The organism is Mycoplana azooxidifex (genome assembly GCF_014196765.1).
Classification (GTDB): Bacteria; Pseudomonadota; Alphaproteobacteria; order Rhizobiales; family Rhizobiaceae; genus Mycoplana; species Mycoplana azooxidifex.
This window is the reverse complement of the sequence record NZ_JACIEE010000006.1, coordinates 208,594-221,726: the sequence shown is the minus strand read 5'-3', so window position 1 is coordinate 221,726 and position 13,133 is coordinate 208,594. Positions and strand designations below refer to the sequence as shown.

The following is a 13,133-nucleotide window of genomic DNA, read 5'->3' as shown; positions in this document are numbered from 1 at the left end:
GCATGGCTGCAAACACTAAATATAGTGTTAACAACTTCTTTATGCCAGTCTTTTCGCGGCCCTGACCGCGACAAAATCGTGCGCAAAAACCTCCCCTGCGACTGGCGGGTCATCCACCTCGACGCATGGTCATCATTCGTTTTTGTTGATTGTCGGAACCGGACTTTAAACTTGTCGGCCCAGCCGCAACTGCAGCGTGGAAACCATTAACGCCAAGGCACCCGATTCCGTCAAGGGGTGGTTTATGACGGATTTGTGGACGCTAGATGTTGTGTGTGTTGCCTGTGGAAAGCGGGGACATGGCACAAATGCTGGAAAATCAGTCGGTTCAGGCGGGGAGGCGGGGTCGGGCGCGCTCCGGCTGTGGATAGCCCAACAAATAATGGGGCAAAATTCGGGATGGATTGCGGCATATTGGCGACAGCCGATTGCCATGCCGTCGCGGATGTGGAAACGCGAATCAGGGGCACGCAAAATCGGCCCCGAAAGGCAGAATCGGTGGCCGTCCGCGATGCCGGATTCCGCGCCGTCGCAGCCCAGGGGGCCGCAGGTCCGCCTTGGTCTCAATGGGCGCGTGAGGACGCTAGCCGCGCGGGCCCTTGGTGATCGGTTCCTGGTAGGTGAAGCCCATGTCCCATGGGAAATAGATCCAGGTATCCTGGCTGACCTCGGTGACGAACGTGTCGACCTGCGGACGGCCCTTGGGCTTGGCGTAGACCGCGGCGAAATGCGCCTTCGGCAGCATCGCGCGCACCTGTGCGGCCGTCTTCCCGGTGTCTGTCAGGTCGTCGACGATGAGAATGCCTTCGCCGCCGTTCTGCTGGAGTTCCGGCGCGATCCCCTTGAGCACATGCATGTCGCCTTGCGAAAGGTAGTCATGGTAGGAGGCCACGCAGACGGTCTCGATCAGGCGGATGTTCAGTTCGCGTGAGATGATCGCCGCCGGGACGAGGCCGCCGCGGGTGATGCAGACGATCGCCCGCCATTCCCGGTCGCCGTCGGCGAGTCGCCAGGCGAGTGCGCGGGCATCGCGATGAAACTGGTCCCAGGAAACGGGAAAGGCTTTGTCGGGAAGCGACATGGCGGGCTCCTCTCGCCGGCGTCCGGCAGAATGCGGGTGATCCCGCCTTTCTAGAGCAGATGCGCGCGGAAGAAAATCGGCACCGCCGCATGGCGGCGGGCCGATCCACAGCCAAGACGCGCGGCAAGACGCACAGCCGGCGCTAGCGCGACATGATCGCCGGGACGCGCAGTTCCTTCATCATCGCGCTGGTGACGCCGCCGAAGAGACGGTGGCGCAGCCAGGAGTGGCTGAAGGCACCCATCACCAGCAGGTTCGCCCCGGTCTCGCTGACGCGGCGGTTGATGACATGGGCCACCGTGTCGCCGCCGGATTTCACTGAAGTGAGGCTCACCTTCAGCCCGTGGCGCGTCAGGGCGCCGGCGATCTCGCTGCCGGAGAGCCCAGCACTTTGCGTCGCGTCTTCCGGCGGGTTGACCGAGAAGACCTCGATCTCCTTCGCCTCTTTCAGCAGCGGCAGCGCATCGAAGACGGCGCGTGCCGATTCGCGCGTGCCGTTCCAGGCGATCAGCACGCGGTCCGGAACCTCCGGGCCGGCCACGGCATCCGAGATCAGGCAGAGCGGCCGGCCGCTCTCGTAGAGCAGGTCCTCGATATCGGCGCGCGACGGGCCGTCGCCGGAAGGATCGAGTTGGATCGCGACCACGAGGTCGCTGCCGCGGGCGCTGTCGATCACGCCGCTGGCGCTGTAGCCGGCGCTGCCGGTGAAGAGGCGCCACTCGTGCGAGACGCCGGAGCGTTGCGCCAGCGTGCGGAACGTTCGCTCGATCGATTGCGAGACCTCGCGGGCCTGCGCCTGCTGCTCCATGATGGCGTTGGGATCGGGAAACTCCATCGGGGCGGCGATCGTCACGACGATCGGTGTTTCCGCATGCACGCCGACGAGATGCGCGCCGTGCCGCTCGGCCAGCGCGATCGCGTGCCGGGTGACCTTCTCTGCGTCCTCTGCGGTGCTGAGTACGGCGGTGATGGTCCTGTATGTCATGGCGCTCTCCGTTGCGTTCGGCCAACTGCGCAGCGAACCGGGGCTCTCTCGCCCCGGCGCGGTAACGCGTTGAAATCCCGACTGATCCTTTCCCCAAATCGACCGCAGTTCAAGGGGGTTGCGACCTCTCACCGCATGGGAGCTTCAAAAGCGTGCGAATTGTCGGCGACGGCGTCACTGTGGGGCGGCGTCGGGCCGTCGTCCCTGACACTGATCAACTACGCCGATCAACCCGCGGCTTTGGCAGAAGCAATCTCGGCGATCATGGCGAGGACCGCCTTTTCGGCCACCTCCGCCGGTGCCTCGTCCCGGCTGCGGATGACGATCTCGGTGGAGAATCGATTTCCGTCGAAGCGCGGATAGGAGCCGATCGAGGTGTCGGGATGCGCCTTCTGGATGGCGGTCAGCTGCGTGCCGATGTCGCCTTCGCCGAAGGGCGAAACGACGCTTCGCGACAGGACGGGCGCGCCGGTCTCGAGCGTCGGCAGCAGCGCCTCGAGCATGGCGATGAACACCTGCGGCACGCCGGCCATCACATGGACGTTGCCGATGCTGAAGCCCGGCGCGGTGGAGACGCTGTTGGGAATGTGGCTGGCGCCCACCGGCATGCGCGCCATCCGCTGCCGCGCCTCGTTGAATTCCATGCCGCGCCGCGCATACATCGCCGCCATCAGTTCCATCGCGGCCGGGTCGTGGGTGCACGGTACGCCGAAGGCCTTTGCCACCGCGTCCGCGGTGATGTCGTCATGCGTCGGGCCGATGCCGCCGGAGGTGAAGACGTAGTCGTAGCGCCCCCGTAGTGCGTCCAGCGCCTCGACGATCATCTCCTCCTCGTCGCCGACGATGCGCACTTCCTTCAGGTCGATGCCGGCGAGATGGAGCATGTCGGCGAGGTGGCCGATATTCTTGTCCTTGGTGCGGCCGGAGAGGAGTTCGTCGCCGATCGCGAGCATGCCGGCGGTGATGATCTTGTCTGAACCCATGGGAACTCTCCTGATCCGGCGCCGATCGTTCACACCCCGGGCACGACTGTCAATCGATGGTGAACAGTCTGTTGCCCGGCCGGCTTCTGGCGCAGCGGTCTCCTCTGCTACATCTTCGCCTCGGCCGCAATCAAGCGGAAAGACGTGTGTCACAGACACGACAGGAGAAGCGAATGGCAAGGGTTCTGGTCCTCTACTACTCGGCCTACGGGCATATCGAGGCCATGGCGAATGCGGTGGCGGAAGGTGCGAAGTCCGCAGGCGCCGAAGTGGTGGTCAAGCGCGTGCCGGAACTCGTTCCGGAAGAGGTCGCCAAGGCCTCGCACTTCAAGCTCGACCAGGCAGCCCCGGTCGCCACCGTCGACGAACTGGAAGAATACGACGCCATCATCGTCGGCGCCGGCACGCGTTTCGGCACGGTCGCAGCCCAGATGCGCAATTTCTGGGACCAGACCGGCGCCCTGTGGTTCAACGGCAAGCTCGTCGGCAAGGTCGGCTCCGTCTTCACCTCGTCGGCCACCCAGCACGGCGGCCAGGAATCGACCATCCTCGGCTTCATCCCCACCCTGCTTCACCATGGCATGGCGGTGGTCGGGCTTCCCTATGCCTTCCAGGGCCAGATGGGCGTCGACGAGATCAAGGGCGGCTCGCCCTACGGCGCCTCCACGATCACCGACGGCGACGGCTCCCGCCAGCCCTCGAAGGTCGAACTGGACGCCGCTCGCTTCCAGGGCGCCCATGTGGCGAAACTGGCGGCCAAGATCGCCGGCTGACGGCACTCCTAGCCTCATGCGAACAAAAAGGGCGTGGCCGCTTGCCGCGCCCTTTTCGTGCCGGGCGGGCCCCCTCCGAGCAGGCCGGACGCCTCCGCCGCTCTCGCGTCCGGCGCGCCACGGCCGGGAGGGCGGAGCCGGGTCGCGAGTGGCCCGAAACGGGTGGCGCAAATATGCAACGGCCACTGCCGCCCCTCTGTGGAGCCGTGCCGGGTTTCTCTCAAGCCGCCCCATTATGCCCGCATTGTCGCGTTGGGACGGTCATGGAGGAGGAATTCGTATGCGGTTTCACCCATGCCAATCGGACCCCGGCAGATGGCCGCGCTCCCGCGAGGCGGCGAAAATCGCGCTTGCCGCTGTGACTGCGGCCGGCCTGACCTATCTCAGTGCCGGCGACCTCATCGCCTCCGCCACCGCCCGCGCCCGTGGCTGCGCCATCAAGGGCAACATCAGCGCCCAGACCGGCGAGCGCATCTACAGCATCCCTGGCCAGGACTACTACGAGGCGGTCCGGATCAGCCCGGAATACGGCGAACGCTGGTTCTGCAGCGAAAGCGAGGCCGAAGCCGCAGGATGGCGCAAGGCGACGCGGTAGGGCTAGTCAAGGCATCGACCTGTGCGGTGCCGCCATGTCTGCGACGCGACCTTGTCTCGATACAGAAGCGCTTGGCCTTCACCGCTTTGGTGCGGGCACCAGATGTAGTGATGGGACCAACCGCCCTGTGGAGTCGGGACAACCTGCGCGGAGCCACGCCGGGGATCGATACCACCTTTCGTCTAAGGCTGATGCTGCTTGCCGTCGGGCGAGGCTCCATCTAGAACGCCGGCTGAAGTCTTGTCGGAGTCATTCATGCTGCAGTACCGTTACGGGTTCCTTTGCCATCACAAAGCCGAGGCGATGGCTGGATCATGGCCGGGAATGCCGGTCTCGTTCGTTCGTCACGATGTGCAGGACTTCGTCATCTGGCTCCATCCTGAAACCCGCCTCGAGGTCGTAGCCCATGCGGCCGGCGACATCGTTGTCCTCGGTGACGCCTACTGCCACTCCGGCATGGACTTGCAGGCGCGGCTCGCGGGGCTCGAATGGAGCGATCCGTGGCCCGGTATCGATGACCTTGGCGGGCGGTTCGCGATCCTGTTCCTCTCCGGGGCCAGCATCCGCGCGGCAAACGATCCGTTCGGGTCGAGGATGGTGTTCTACGCCCCCGACCGCATGGCCATCGCCTCGCATTCCGCGCTTCTGGCTGGGGCGCTGGGCATCGAGAGGTCGGAGCCGGTTGCCGCCTTCATGGCGTCTGCGGAATACAAGTCGAGGACTGTCGGCTATCTGCCGGGGGATCTGACGATCTTCAGCAACATGTTTGCGCTCGTCCCAAACAACTATTGGGACGGGCAGGGGACGCACCGCTACTGGCCAAGAGGACCGATGACCCCGACCAGCAGGAAGGATTTCCTTTCTGCGTCGATGTCGTATTTCGAGGCGTTCCACCCCTTCATCCAGGCTCGATACACACCGGTTTTCGGGATTACGGGCGGCATAGACAGCAGAGCGGGGTTCGCCCCGTTCGCCGATGATTTCCTCGGGATGACGTGGACGCGGCCTCTGAAAGACGACGAAAGGCCGATCATTTCCGAGATTGTTTCGAAGCTCGGTGTGGAGCATGTTCGGATAGATCCGTCAGAGTACCGGCCGGGCGAGATCTCGCGCGCAGCTGGGTCGGCTGGCGGCGGGATGCGCAGCGGCCGGCGAACCTATGTCGAGGGCATGGCAAAGGAATTCGGCGGGGCGAACAATGTCTTCATCCGCGGATATGGAGGCGAAATCCTGAGAGGATTCCCCATCTACCAAAAGCGGAACAACGTCTTCAGCCATACCGCCATGACCTATACCTACAGCACGAGCATGCGAGGGACCGAGAAAGGCAAGGATTATCTGGCCTTCTGTCACGAAGCTTTCGAGGGGTTCTGGAGAAGGGCGAACTACGACGGCATCGACCGGTTCGGATACAAAGTTTGGGATCTCTTCTACTGGGAGCACCGCATGGGCATGTGGGGCGCATCGATGCTGAACGAGATGGATCCGACCGTCTACAGCATGGTCGCCTTCAACAGCCGCCCGCTCTACGAGGCGGGGTTCGGGCTTACGGACAATGAGCGCTTGACGAAGGAACTGCTCAACGACGTGGTCCGGATGTACAGCCAGGAACTTGCTGATATCCCCTACACATAACGTTGGCCGTCACCTTCGGATCAGTCCGACGGTGGTTCTTCGGGGCCGCCTTTCCCTTCCCATCGGAAACCAGCAGGCGATTCGTCTGCGCTGGACCCAAAGGTCTGAGGTGAGGGCACGCTGCGATTGTTGAGAGAAGCCGATGGCCCCGGCAACAGGGGAATGAAAGGGTCTTTCTTCCCCCGAAAGCGCAAAGCCCCGCGTCTGCAGGGCTTGACAAGGCAACTCTTGAGAAAAAATGGTGGGCGATGACGGACTCGAACCGCCGACATCCTCGGTGTAAACGAGGCGCTCTACCAACTGAGCTAATCGCCCGCCGCGTTGGTGGCCGTGATCTATGCGGAACCGGATGAAACCGCAAGAGCCCTCGTCATCTTTTTCGCAAAATTGTGCGACCGGCCGTCAAAGCGGGCAGCCGTGGCGGCGGCTGCATCCGTGGGAAACGGGGCAGAGGCGCCGGCGCATGGGCGGATATGGTCGATGCGGGCAAGGCGCGTGCTTACAATGACATTCCGCTCGGCGATCCCGAAGGGTTGCGCAAGGCGGATGTGGACAAGTCTCCGGCGACTCGCCCCGTGACATGAGAGCGGGGCCGGGGCGGGCCATAGATGGGAAGGGCCGGCTTCCTGGCGTCCGCCGCCTGGCGATCGAGGCGGGCAAAGGACGTTTGGCGAGGCGGTTTTCAACATTTCGCGCCGCGTCACCGTTTTGTCTTCAAACTCGCTTGACACCCATAGGCGAACCCCTTAGTTAGCCGCTCATCGAACGGCCCCGGCCGCTTCGAAAGGATGCCTGCGGGCATCCGGACTTGGTCAGAATGCGGGTGTAGCTCAGTCGGTTAGAGTGCCGGCCTGTCACGCCGGAGGTCGCGGGTTCGAGCCCCGTCACTCGCGCCATTTCCAAGGTCCGGATATCGAGGGCGTCACGGTCGGAAGACCAAATGCGCGGGTGTAGCTCAGTCGGTTAGAGTGCCGGCCTGTCACGCCGGAGGTCGCGGGTTCGAGCCCCGTCACTCGCGCCACTTTACTTTCTCTTATATGAGTCCGTTGTGAGTGCCGCGGTCCGGTGCCGCGACATATCGCCCCGGTGCCGCGTCAATTCCATGTCTGCAGGGGTGGCGGCGACATCGGTGCCGGCGTCCTGTGCGGCACGAGCGGAATGGCGCAGATCGCGGCGATCAGGCCGGCGACGAGCACGACGCCCAGGTTCAATCTCTTCGTTCCCATCGGGATGCCTGTCGATTCGCGAACGTTGCCAGTCTGGCGCGCGAAGCTGACGGGATACTGAACGCCTGCGGGCGGCGGCAGGGGCGGGCGCCTACGACCCGGACTGCGTATTTCCTCGGGCATCGCCTGCTCTGGCGCGCGGCTTACTAATCGCACGGCGCGACCGCCTGCGTGCCGCCGCAGGTTACCCTTTTGTCACCGCTGGCCGGCTATCGGGAAATGTGCGCACTGATTGGGCGAATGCCCGAGCAAAGTCTTGCGCGGGGCCTCTCACTGCGCTAACGACGTGGGCGTTGCAACATACTTTCTCGGCTTGCAGGTCGATGGACCCGGCGGCGTTTCTCCGACGCCAAATGCAGGCAGGACGGACGAAAATGACTGAACTTCTCGGATCCTATATTCCGATCGCCATCTTCATCGGCATCGCGCTCGTGATCGGCATCGCGTTGCTGGTCGCCCCCTTCGCCGTCGCCTACAAGGCGCCCGACTCGGAAAAGCTCTCTGCCTATGAATGCGGCTTCAACGCGTTCGACGATGCGCGCATGAAGTTCGACATCCGCTTCTATCTGGTGTCGATCCTCTTCATCATCTTCGACCTCGAAGTGGCCTTCCTGTTTCCCTGGGCGGTGTCGTTCCACGATCTGGGCTGGTTCGGTTTCTGGTCGATGATGGCGTTCCTCTTCGTGCTCACCATCGGCTTCATCTATGAATGGAAGAAGGGAGCGCTGGAATGGAACTGACCTCCGGCACCACTCTTACGGCCCCGCGGGCCAAGGGGATCATCGATCCTTCGACCGGCAAGCCGGTCGGCAGCGACGACGCCTTCTTCGGCGAGATCAACAACGAGCTGGCCGACAAGGGCTTTCTCGTCACCTCCACCGACGAACTGATCACCTGGGCGCGCACCGGTTCGCTGATGTGGATGACCTTCGGTCTCGCCTGCTGCGCGGTCGAGATGATGCAGCTTTCCATGCCGCGCTACGACGTCGAGCGCTTCGGATTTGCGCCGCGGGCCTCTCCGCGCCAGTCCGACGTCATGATCGTCGCGGGCACGCTCACCAACAAGATGGCGCCGGCACTGCGCAAGGTCTATGACCAGATGCCCGAGCCGCGCTATGTCATCTCGATGGGCTCGTGCGCCAATGGCGGCGGCTACTATCACTATTCCTATTCGGTGGTGCGCGGTTGCGACCGCGTCGTGCCGGTCGACATCTATGTGCCGGGCTGTCCTCCCACGGCAGAAGCGCTGCTCTATGGCGTGCTCCTGCTGCAGAAGAAGATCCGCCGCACCGGCACGATCGAGCGCTAAGGCAGGGGACTGACATCATGAGCGAGGCCCTCCAGGAGCTTGCTTCCTATCTCGGCGAGGTGCGCGGAAACCTGATTTCCGAGACCGCGCTTGCCTATGGCGAATTGACGCTTTCGACCACCGCCGACAAGGTCATCCCACTGCTGACCTTCCTGCGCGACGACGTGCAGTGCCGGTTCGTCAACCTGATCGACGTCTGCGGCGTCGACTGGCCGGCACGCGAGGCGCGCTTCGACGTGGTCTATCACCTGCTGTCGCCACAACAGAACGTCCGCGTCCGGGTCAAGGTCGCGACCTCGGAATTCGAGCCGGTGCCGTCCGCCTTCGGCGTCTTCCCGGGCGCTGACTGGTTCGAGCGCGAAGCCTACGACATGTACGGCATCCTGTTCACCGGCCATCCGGACCTGCGCCGCATCCTGACGGACTACGGCTTCGAGGGCTACCCGCTGCGCAAGGACTTCCCGACCACCGGCTTCGTCGAGGTTCGCTACGACGACGAGGTCAAGCGCGTCGTCTATGAGCCAGTCCAGCTAAGGCAGGAATTCCGCAACTTCGACTTCCTCTCGCCCTGGGAAGGCACGGACTACGTGCTGCCGGGGGATGAGAAAGCGAAGACGAACTGATTTTGGGTCGCGCGGCCCGATAGGGCGCCGGCCTCTGGAGCAAGCGGTATGAACGAGCACAACGTTCGCAATTTCAACATCAACTTCGGCCCGCAACATCCTGCGGCGCACGGCGTTTTGCGTCTCGTGCTCGAGCTCGACGGCGAGATCGTCGAGCGCGTCGATCCGCATATCGGCCTTCTGCACCGCGGCACCGAGAAGCTGATCGAGACCAAGACCTACCTGCAGGCCGTGCCCTACTTCGACCGCCTCGACTACGTGGCGCCGATGAACCAGGAGCATGCCTTCGCGCTCGCCGTCGAGCGGCTTCTGGGCGTCGAGGTGCCGATCCGCGGCCAGCTGATCCGCGTGCTCTATTCGGAGATCGGCCGCATCCTGTCGCATCTTCTCAACGTCACCACGCAGGCCATGGACGTCGGCGCGCTGACGCCGCCGCTCTGGGGTTTCGAGGAGCGCGAGAAGCTGATGGTGTTCTACGAGCGCGCCAGCGGCTCGCGCATGCATGCCGCCTATGTTCGTCCGGGGGGTGTCCACCAGGATCTGACCGACCAGTTGGTCGAAGACATCGGCAAGTGGATCGATCCGTTCCTCAAGACGCTCGACGACATCGACGAACTCCTGACCGGCAACCGCATCTTCAAGCAGCGCAACGTCGACATCGGCGTCGTCAAGCTTGAGGACGCCTGGGCCTGGGGCTTCTCCGGCGTGATGGTGCGCGGTTCGGGCGCCGCCTGGGACCTGCGCCGTTCGCAGCCCTACGAGTGCTATTCCGACCTCGACTTCGACATCCCGATCGGCAAGAACGGCGACTGCTACGACCGCTACCTGATCCGCATGATCGAGATGCGCGAATCGGCCAAGATCATGCGCCAGTGCGTCGACCGTCTTCTCGGCGATGCCCGGGTCGGTCCGGTCTCCTCGCTCGACGGCAAGATCGTGCCGCCGAAGCGCGGCCAGATGAAGCGCTCGATGGAAGCGCTGATCCATCACTTCAAGCTCTACACCGAGGGCTACCACGTGCCGGCCGGCGAGGTTTACGCCGCGGTTGAGGCGCCGAAGGGCGAGTTCGGCGTCTATCTGGTCGCCGACGGCTCCAACAAGCCCTACCGCTGCAAGATCCGCGCGCCGGGCTATGCCCACCTGCAGGCCATGGATTTCCTGTGTCGCGGTCACCAGCTCGCCGACGTTTCCGCCGTGCTGGGCTCGCTCGACATCGTTTTCGGCGAGGTGGACCGCTGATGCTTCGACTGAGCCTCGCCCTTGCAGCCCTCGCCGCATCGACGGCAATCGTCCACGCCCAGACAGCGGATGTGACCGCAGGGGCGGGTGCAGCGCAGTCGACGATGGCCCGGCTGCTTGCCGACGGCTACGAGATCAAGGGCACGGCCCAGGCCAGCAGCCGCTACATCGTGTTCATGCAGAAAGAGAAGACGGCCTACGCCTGTCAGTTCGTCACCGTGACGACGACGCGCTGCGGGCTGATCACTGAATAAGGCGCCAAAGAATGTCCGTTCGTCGATTGGCCGATGAGGCCGTGCAGCCCGCAGGTTTCGCCTTCTCCGAGGAGAATGCGGCCTGGGCGAAGGCAACGATCAACAAGTACCCGAAGGGCCGTGAGCAATCGGCCGTGATCCCGCTTCTGATGCGGGCGCAGGAGCAGGACGGCTGGGTCACCAAGGCGGCGATCGAGAAGGTCGCCGAGATGCTCGGCATGGCCTATATCCGCGTCCTCGAGGTGGCGACCTTCTACACCCAGTTCCAGCTGAAGCCGGTCGGCACGCGTGCCCACGTCCAGGTCTGCGGCACCACGCCCTGCATGCTGCGCGGTGCCGAGGACCTGATCAGGGTCTGCAAGAGCAAGATCCACGCCGAGCCCTTCGAGCGCAACGCCGGCGGCACGCTGTCGTGGGAAGAGGTCGAGTGCCAGGGCGCTTGCGTCAATGCGCCGATGGTGATGATCTTCAAGGACAGTTTCGAGGACCTGACCCCGGCCCAGCTTGAGGGGATCATCGACCGCTTCGAGGCGGGCGAGGGCGCGAGCGTCAAGCCCGGCCCGCAGATCGACCGCATCTACTCCGCCCCGATCGGCGGCCTGACGTCTCTGACGGCTTCCGACACCGCACCTGCCAAGTCCGCGGCCAAGCGGGCCGCGAAGCCTGCCGGCGAGGCTGCCTCCACGCCGCCCTCGAATGCCGCGCGGGCCAAGACCGCGGCCGATGAGACCAACCCGACCCTGAAGACGCCGGCGACTGCCAAGGCTGAGGCCGCGGCAAACGCCAAGGTCAAGGGCGAGACCCGTGCAGAAGGCGGCAAGCCGTCGCTGGAAGACAAGAACCGTCCCGCAGGCATAGGCAAGCCCGCCAACCCGGATGACCTGAAGCTGATCTCGGGTGTCGGCCCGAAGATCGAGGGCACGCTGCACGAACTCGGCATCTTCACCTTTGCGCAGGTCGCAGGCTGGAAGAAGGCCGAGCGCGAGTGGGTCGACGGATACCTCAATTTCAAGGGTCGCATCGAGCGCGATGACTGGGTCAAGCAGGCCAAGGCACTCGCCAAGGGCGGCGAAGCGGAATACATCCGCGTCTTCGGCAAGAAGCCGCGTTGAAAGGTGAAACATGCTTAAGGATCAGGACCGCATCTTCACCAATCTCTACGGCCTCAAGGACAAGTCCCTCAAGGGCGCGATGTGCCGCGGCCATTGGGACGGCACCAAGGGGATACTCGAAAAGGGCCGCGACTGGATCATCAACGAGATGAAGGCTTCCGGCCTTCGCGGCCGCGGCGGCGCAGGCTTCCCGACCGGCCTGAAGTGGTCCTTCATGCCGAAGGAAAGCGACGGCCGCCCGCACTATCTCGTCGTCAACGCCGACGAATCCGAGCCCGGTACCTGCAAGGACCGCGACATCATGCGCCACGATCCGCATACGCTGATCGAAGGCTGCCTGATCGCAAGCTTCGCCATGGGCGCGCATGCGGCCTATATCTACGTTCGCGGCGAATACATGCGCGAGCGCGAGGCGCTGCAGGCGGCGATCGACGAGTGCTATGATGCCCGTCTGCTCGGCAAGAACAACATCCACGGCTGGGACATGGACATCTACGTCCACCACGGCGCGGGCGCCTATATCTGTGGTGAGGAAACAGCGCTGCTGGAAAGCCTCGAGGGCAAGAAGGGCCAGCCGCGCCTGAAGCCGCCGTTCCCGGCCAACATGGGCCTCTACGGCTGCCCGACGACTGTCAACAACGTCGAATCGATTGCTGTCGCACCGACGATCCTGCGGCGCGGCGCCACCTGGTTCTCGGCGATCGGCCGGCCAAACAATGTTGGCACCAAGCTGTTCATGGTCTCCGGCCACGTCAACCGTCCCTGCACGGTCGAAGAATCGATGGGCATCACCTTCCGTGAGCTGATCGAGACGCATGCCGGCGGCATCCGCGGCGGCTGGGACAACCTGCTCGCCGTCATCCCCGGCGGCGCATCGTGCCCGGTCGTCAAGGCCGAAGACATAATCGATTGCCCGATGGATTTCGACGGCCTGCGCGAAGTGAAGTCGTCGTTCGGCACGGCGGCTGCGATCGTCATGGATCGCTCGACCGACATCATCAAGGCGATCGCCCGCATCTCGGCCTTCTTCAAGCATGAGAGCTGCGGCCAGTGCACGCCGTGCCGCGAAGGCACGGGCTGGATGTGGCGCGTGCTGGAACGCATGGCCAGGGGCAACGCGCAGAAGCGCGAGATCGACATGCTGTTCGACGTCAGCAAACAGATCGAGGGACACACGATCTGCGCGCTCGGCGATGCTGCGGCCTGGCCGGTTCAGGGCCTGATCCGCAACTTCCGTCCCGAGATCGAGAAACGGATCGACCAGTACACCCACAGCGCCATGGCGCACGGCGCCGTGCTGGAGCCGGCGGAGTAAGGC

The 13,133-nt window shown here is 64.0% G+C and carries 14 protein-coding genes and 3 tRNA genes; 12 read left to right on the top strand and 5 right to left on the bottom strand.

What is annotated here, in order from left to right; translation table 11 throughout:
- Positions 1 to 583: 583 nt before the first annotated feature.
- The 3 genes from gpt to GGQ64_RS15495 all read right to left on the bottom strand — a co-directional run bounded on the left by gpt (position 584) and on the right by GGQ64_RS15495 (position 3,049).
- On the bottom strand, positions 584 to 1,081 hold the full coding sequence (gpt, locus tag GGQ64_RS15505; protein WP_183805881.1) for a xanthine phosphoribosyltransferase: 498 nt from the start codon (positions 1,079 to 1,081) through the stop codon (positions 584 to 586).
- 142 nt (positions 1,082 to 1,223) lie between these two features.
- Complete coding sequence (locus GGQ64_RS15500) at positions 1,224 to 2,066, bottom strand: universal stress protein (RefSeq protein WP_183805879.1); 843 nt, start codon at positions 2,064 to 2,066, stop codon at positions 1,224 to 1,226.
- Positions 2,067 to 2,293: 227 nt separating this feature from the next.
- Positions 2,294 to 3,049 (bottom strand): competence/damage-inducible protein A, encoded by a 756-nt coding sequence (locus GGQ64_RS15495; protein WP_183805877.1) that lies wholly within the window; start codon positions 3,047 to 3,049, stop codon positions 2,294 to 2,296.
- A gap of 173 nt (positions 3,050 to 3,222) precedes the next feature.
- Here GGQ64_RS15495 and wrbA point away from each other — a divergent pair, with 173 nt between their 5' ends.
- The 3 genes from wrbA to GGQ64_RS15480 all read left to right on the top strand — a co-directional run bounded on the left by wrbA (position 3,223) and on the right by GGQ64_RS15480 (position 6,052).
- Positions 3,223 to 3,822: an NAD(P)H:quinone oxidoreductase type IV gene (gene wrbA / locus GGQ64_RS15490; protein ID WP_183805875.1), complete on the top strand. Its 600-nt coding sequence runs from the start codon at positions 3,223 to 3,225 to the stop codon at positions 3,820 to 3,822.
- A 280-nt stretch (positions 3,823 to 4,102) separates the two neighbouring features.
- Complete coding sequence (locus GGQ64_RS15485; protein ID WP_246422693.1) at positions 4,103 to 4,417, top strand: sunset domain-containing protein; 315 nt, start codon at positions 4,103 to 4,105, stop codon at positions 4,415 to 4,417.
- 255 nt (positions 4,418 to 4,672) lie between these two features.
- On the top strand, positions 4,673 to 6,052 hold the full coding sequence (locus GGQ64_RS15480; protein ID WP_183805873.1) for a hypothetical protein: 1,380 nt from the start codon (positions 4,673 to 4,675) through the stop codon (positions 6,050 to 6,052).
- A gap of 239 nt (positions 6,053 to 6,291) precedes the next feature.
- Here the strand turns inward: GGQ64_RS15480 and GGQ64_RS15475 are convergent.
- Positions 6,292 to 6,367: transfer RNA gene (locus GGQ64_RS15475), tRNA-Val, on the bottom strand.
- Positions 6,368 to 6,871: 504 nt separating this feature from the next.
- Between GGQ64_RS15475 and GGQ64_RS15470 the strand changes: the two genes are divergently transcribed.
- Together GGQ64_RS15470 and GGQ64_RS15465 are read left to right on the top strand one after the other, a co-directional pair.
- Positions 6,872 to 6,948: transfer RNA gene (locus GGQ64_RS15470), tRNA-Asp, on the top strand.
- A 48-nt stretch (positions 6,949 to 6,996) separates the two neighbouring features.
- Positions 6,997 to 7,073 (top strand) — tRNA-Asp (locus GGQ64_RS15465).
- A 73-nt stretch (positions 7,074 to 7,146) separates the two neighbouring features.
- Here the strand turns inward: GGQ64_RS15465 and GGQ64_RS28095 are convergent.
- Complete coding sequence (locus tag GGQ64_RS28095) at positions 7,147 to 7,278, bottom strand: hypothetical protein (RefSeq protein ID WP_281380533.1); 132 nt, start codon at positions 7,276 to 7,278, stop codon at positions 7,147 to 7,149.
- A 374-nt stretch (positions 7,279 to 7,652) separates the two neighbouring features.
- On the opposite strand from GGQ64_RS28095, the gene GGQ64_RS15460 reads away from it, so the two are divergent.
- From GGQ64_RS15460 to nuoF, 7 genes are read left to right on the top strand one after another with little or no spacing between them, the layout of a single operon-like run.
- Positions 7,653 to 8,018: an NADH-quinone oxidoreductase subunit A gene (locus GGQ64_RS15460; RefSeq protein WP_112599049.1), complete on the top strand. Its 366-nt coding sequence runs from the start codon at positions 7,653 to 7,655 to the stop codon at positions 8,016 to 8,018.
- Positions 8,009 to 8,587, top strand: a complete 579-nt coding sequence (locus GGQ64_RS15455) for a NuoB/complex I 20 kDa subunit family protein (RefSeq protein ID WP_183805871.1) — start codon at positions 8,009 to 8,011, stop codon at positions 8,585 to 8,587. Before GGQ64_RS15460 ends, GGQ64_RS15455 begins: the two co-directional genes overlap by 10 nt.
- 17 nt (positions 8,588 to 8,604) lie before the next feature.
- A complete protein-coding gene (locus GGQ64_RS15450; RefSeq protein ID WP_183805869.1) occupies positions 8,605 to 9,210 on the top strand; it encodes an NADH-quinone oxidoreductase subunit C in 606 nt (201 codons plus the stop codon).
- Positions 9,211 to 9,258: 48 nt separating this feature from the next.
- Positions 9,259 to 10,449, top strand: a complete 1,191-nt coding sequence (locus GGQ64_RS15445; RefSeq protein ID WP_183805866.1) for an NADH-quinone oxidoreductase subunit D — start codon at positions 9,259 to 9,261, stop codon at positions 10,447 to 10,449.
- Positions 10,449 to 10,703 (top strand): hypothetical protein, encoded by a 255-nt coding sequence (locus tag GGQ64_RS15440; RefSeq protein ID WP_183805863.1) that lies wholly within the window; start codon positions 10,449 to 10,451, stop codon positions 10,701 to 10,703. Before GGQ64_RS15445 ends, GGQ64_RS15440 begins: the two co-directional genes overlap by 1 nt.
- Positions 10,704 to 10,714: 11 nt before the next feature.
- Complete coding sequence (locus GGQ64_RS15435) at positions 10,715 to 11,815, top strand: NADH-quinone oxidoreductase subunit E (RefSeq protein ID WP_183805861.1); 1,101 nt, start codon at positions 10,715 to 10,717, stop codon at positions 11,813 to 11,815.
- Between the two features lie 10 nt (positions 11,816 to 11,825).
- Positions 11,826 to 13,130: an NADH-quinone oxidoreductase subunit NuoF gene (gene nuoF / locus GGQ64_RS15430; RefSeq protein WP_183805859.1), complete on the top strand. Its 1,305-nt coding sequence runs from the start codon at positions 11,826 to 11,828 to the stop codon at positions 13,128 to 13,130.
- Positions 13,131 to 13,133: the final 3 nt, after the last annotated feature.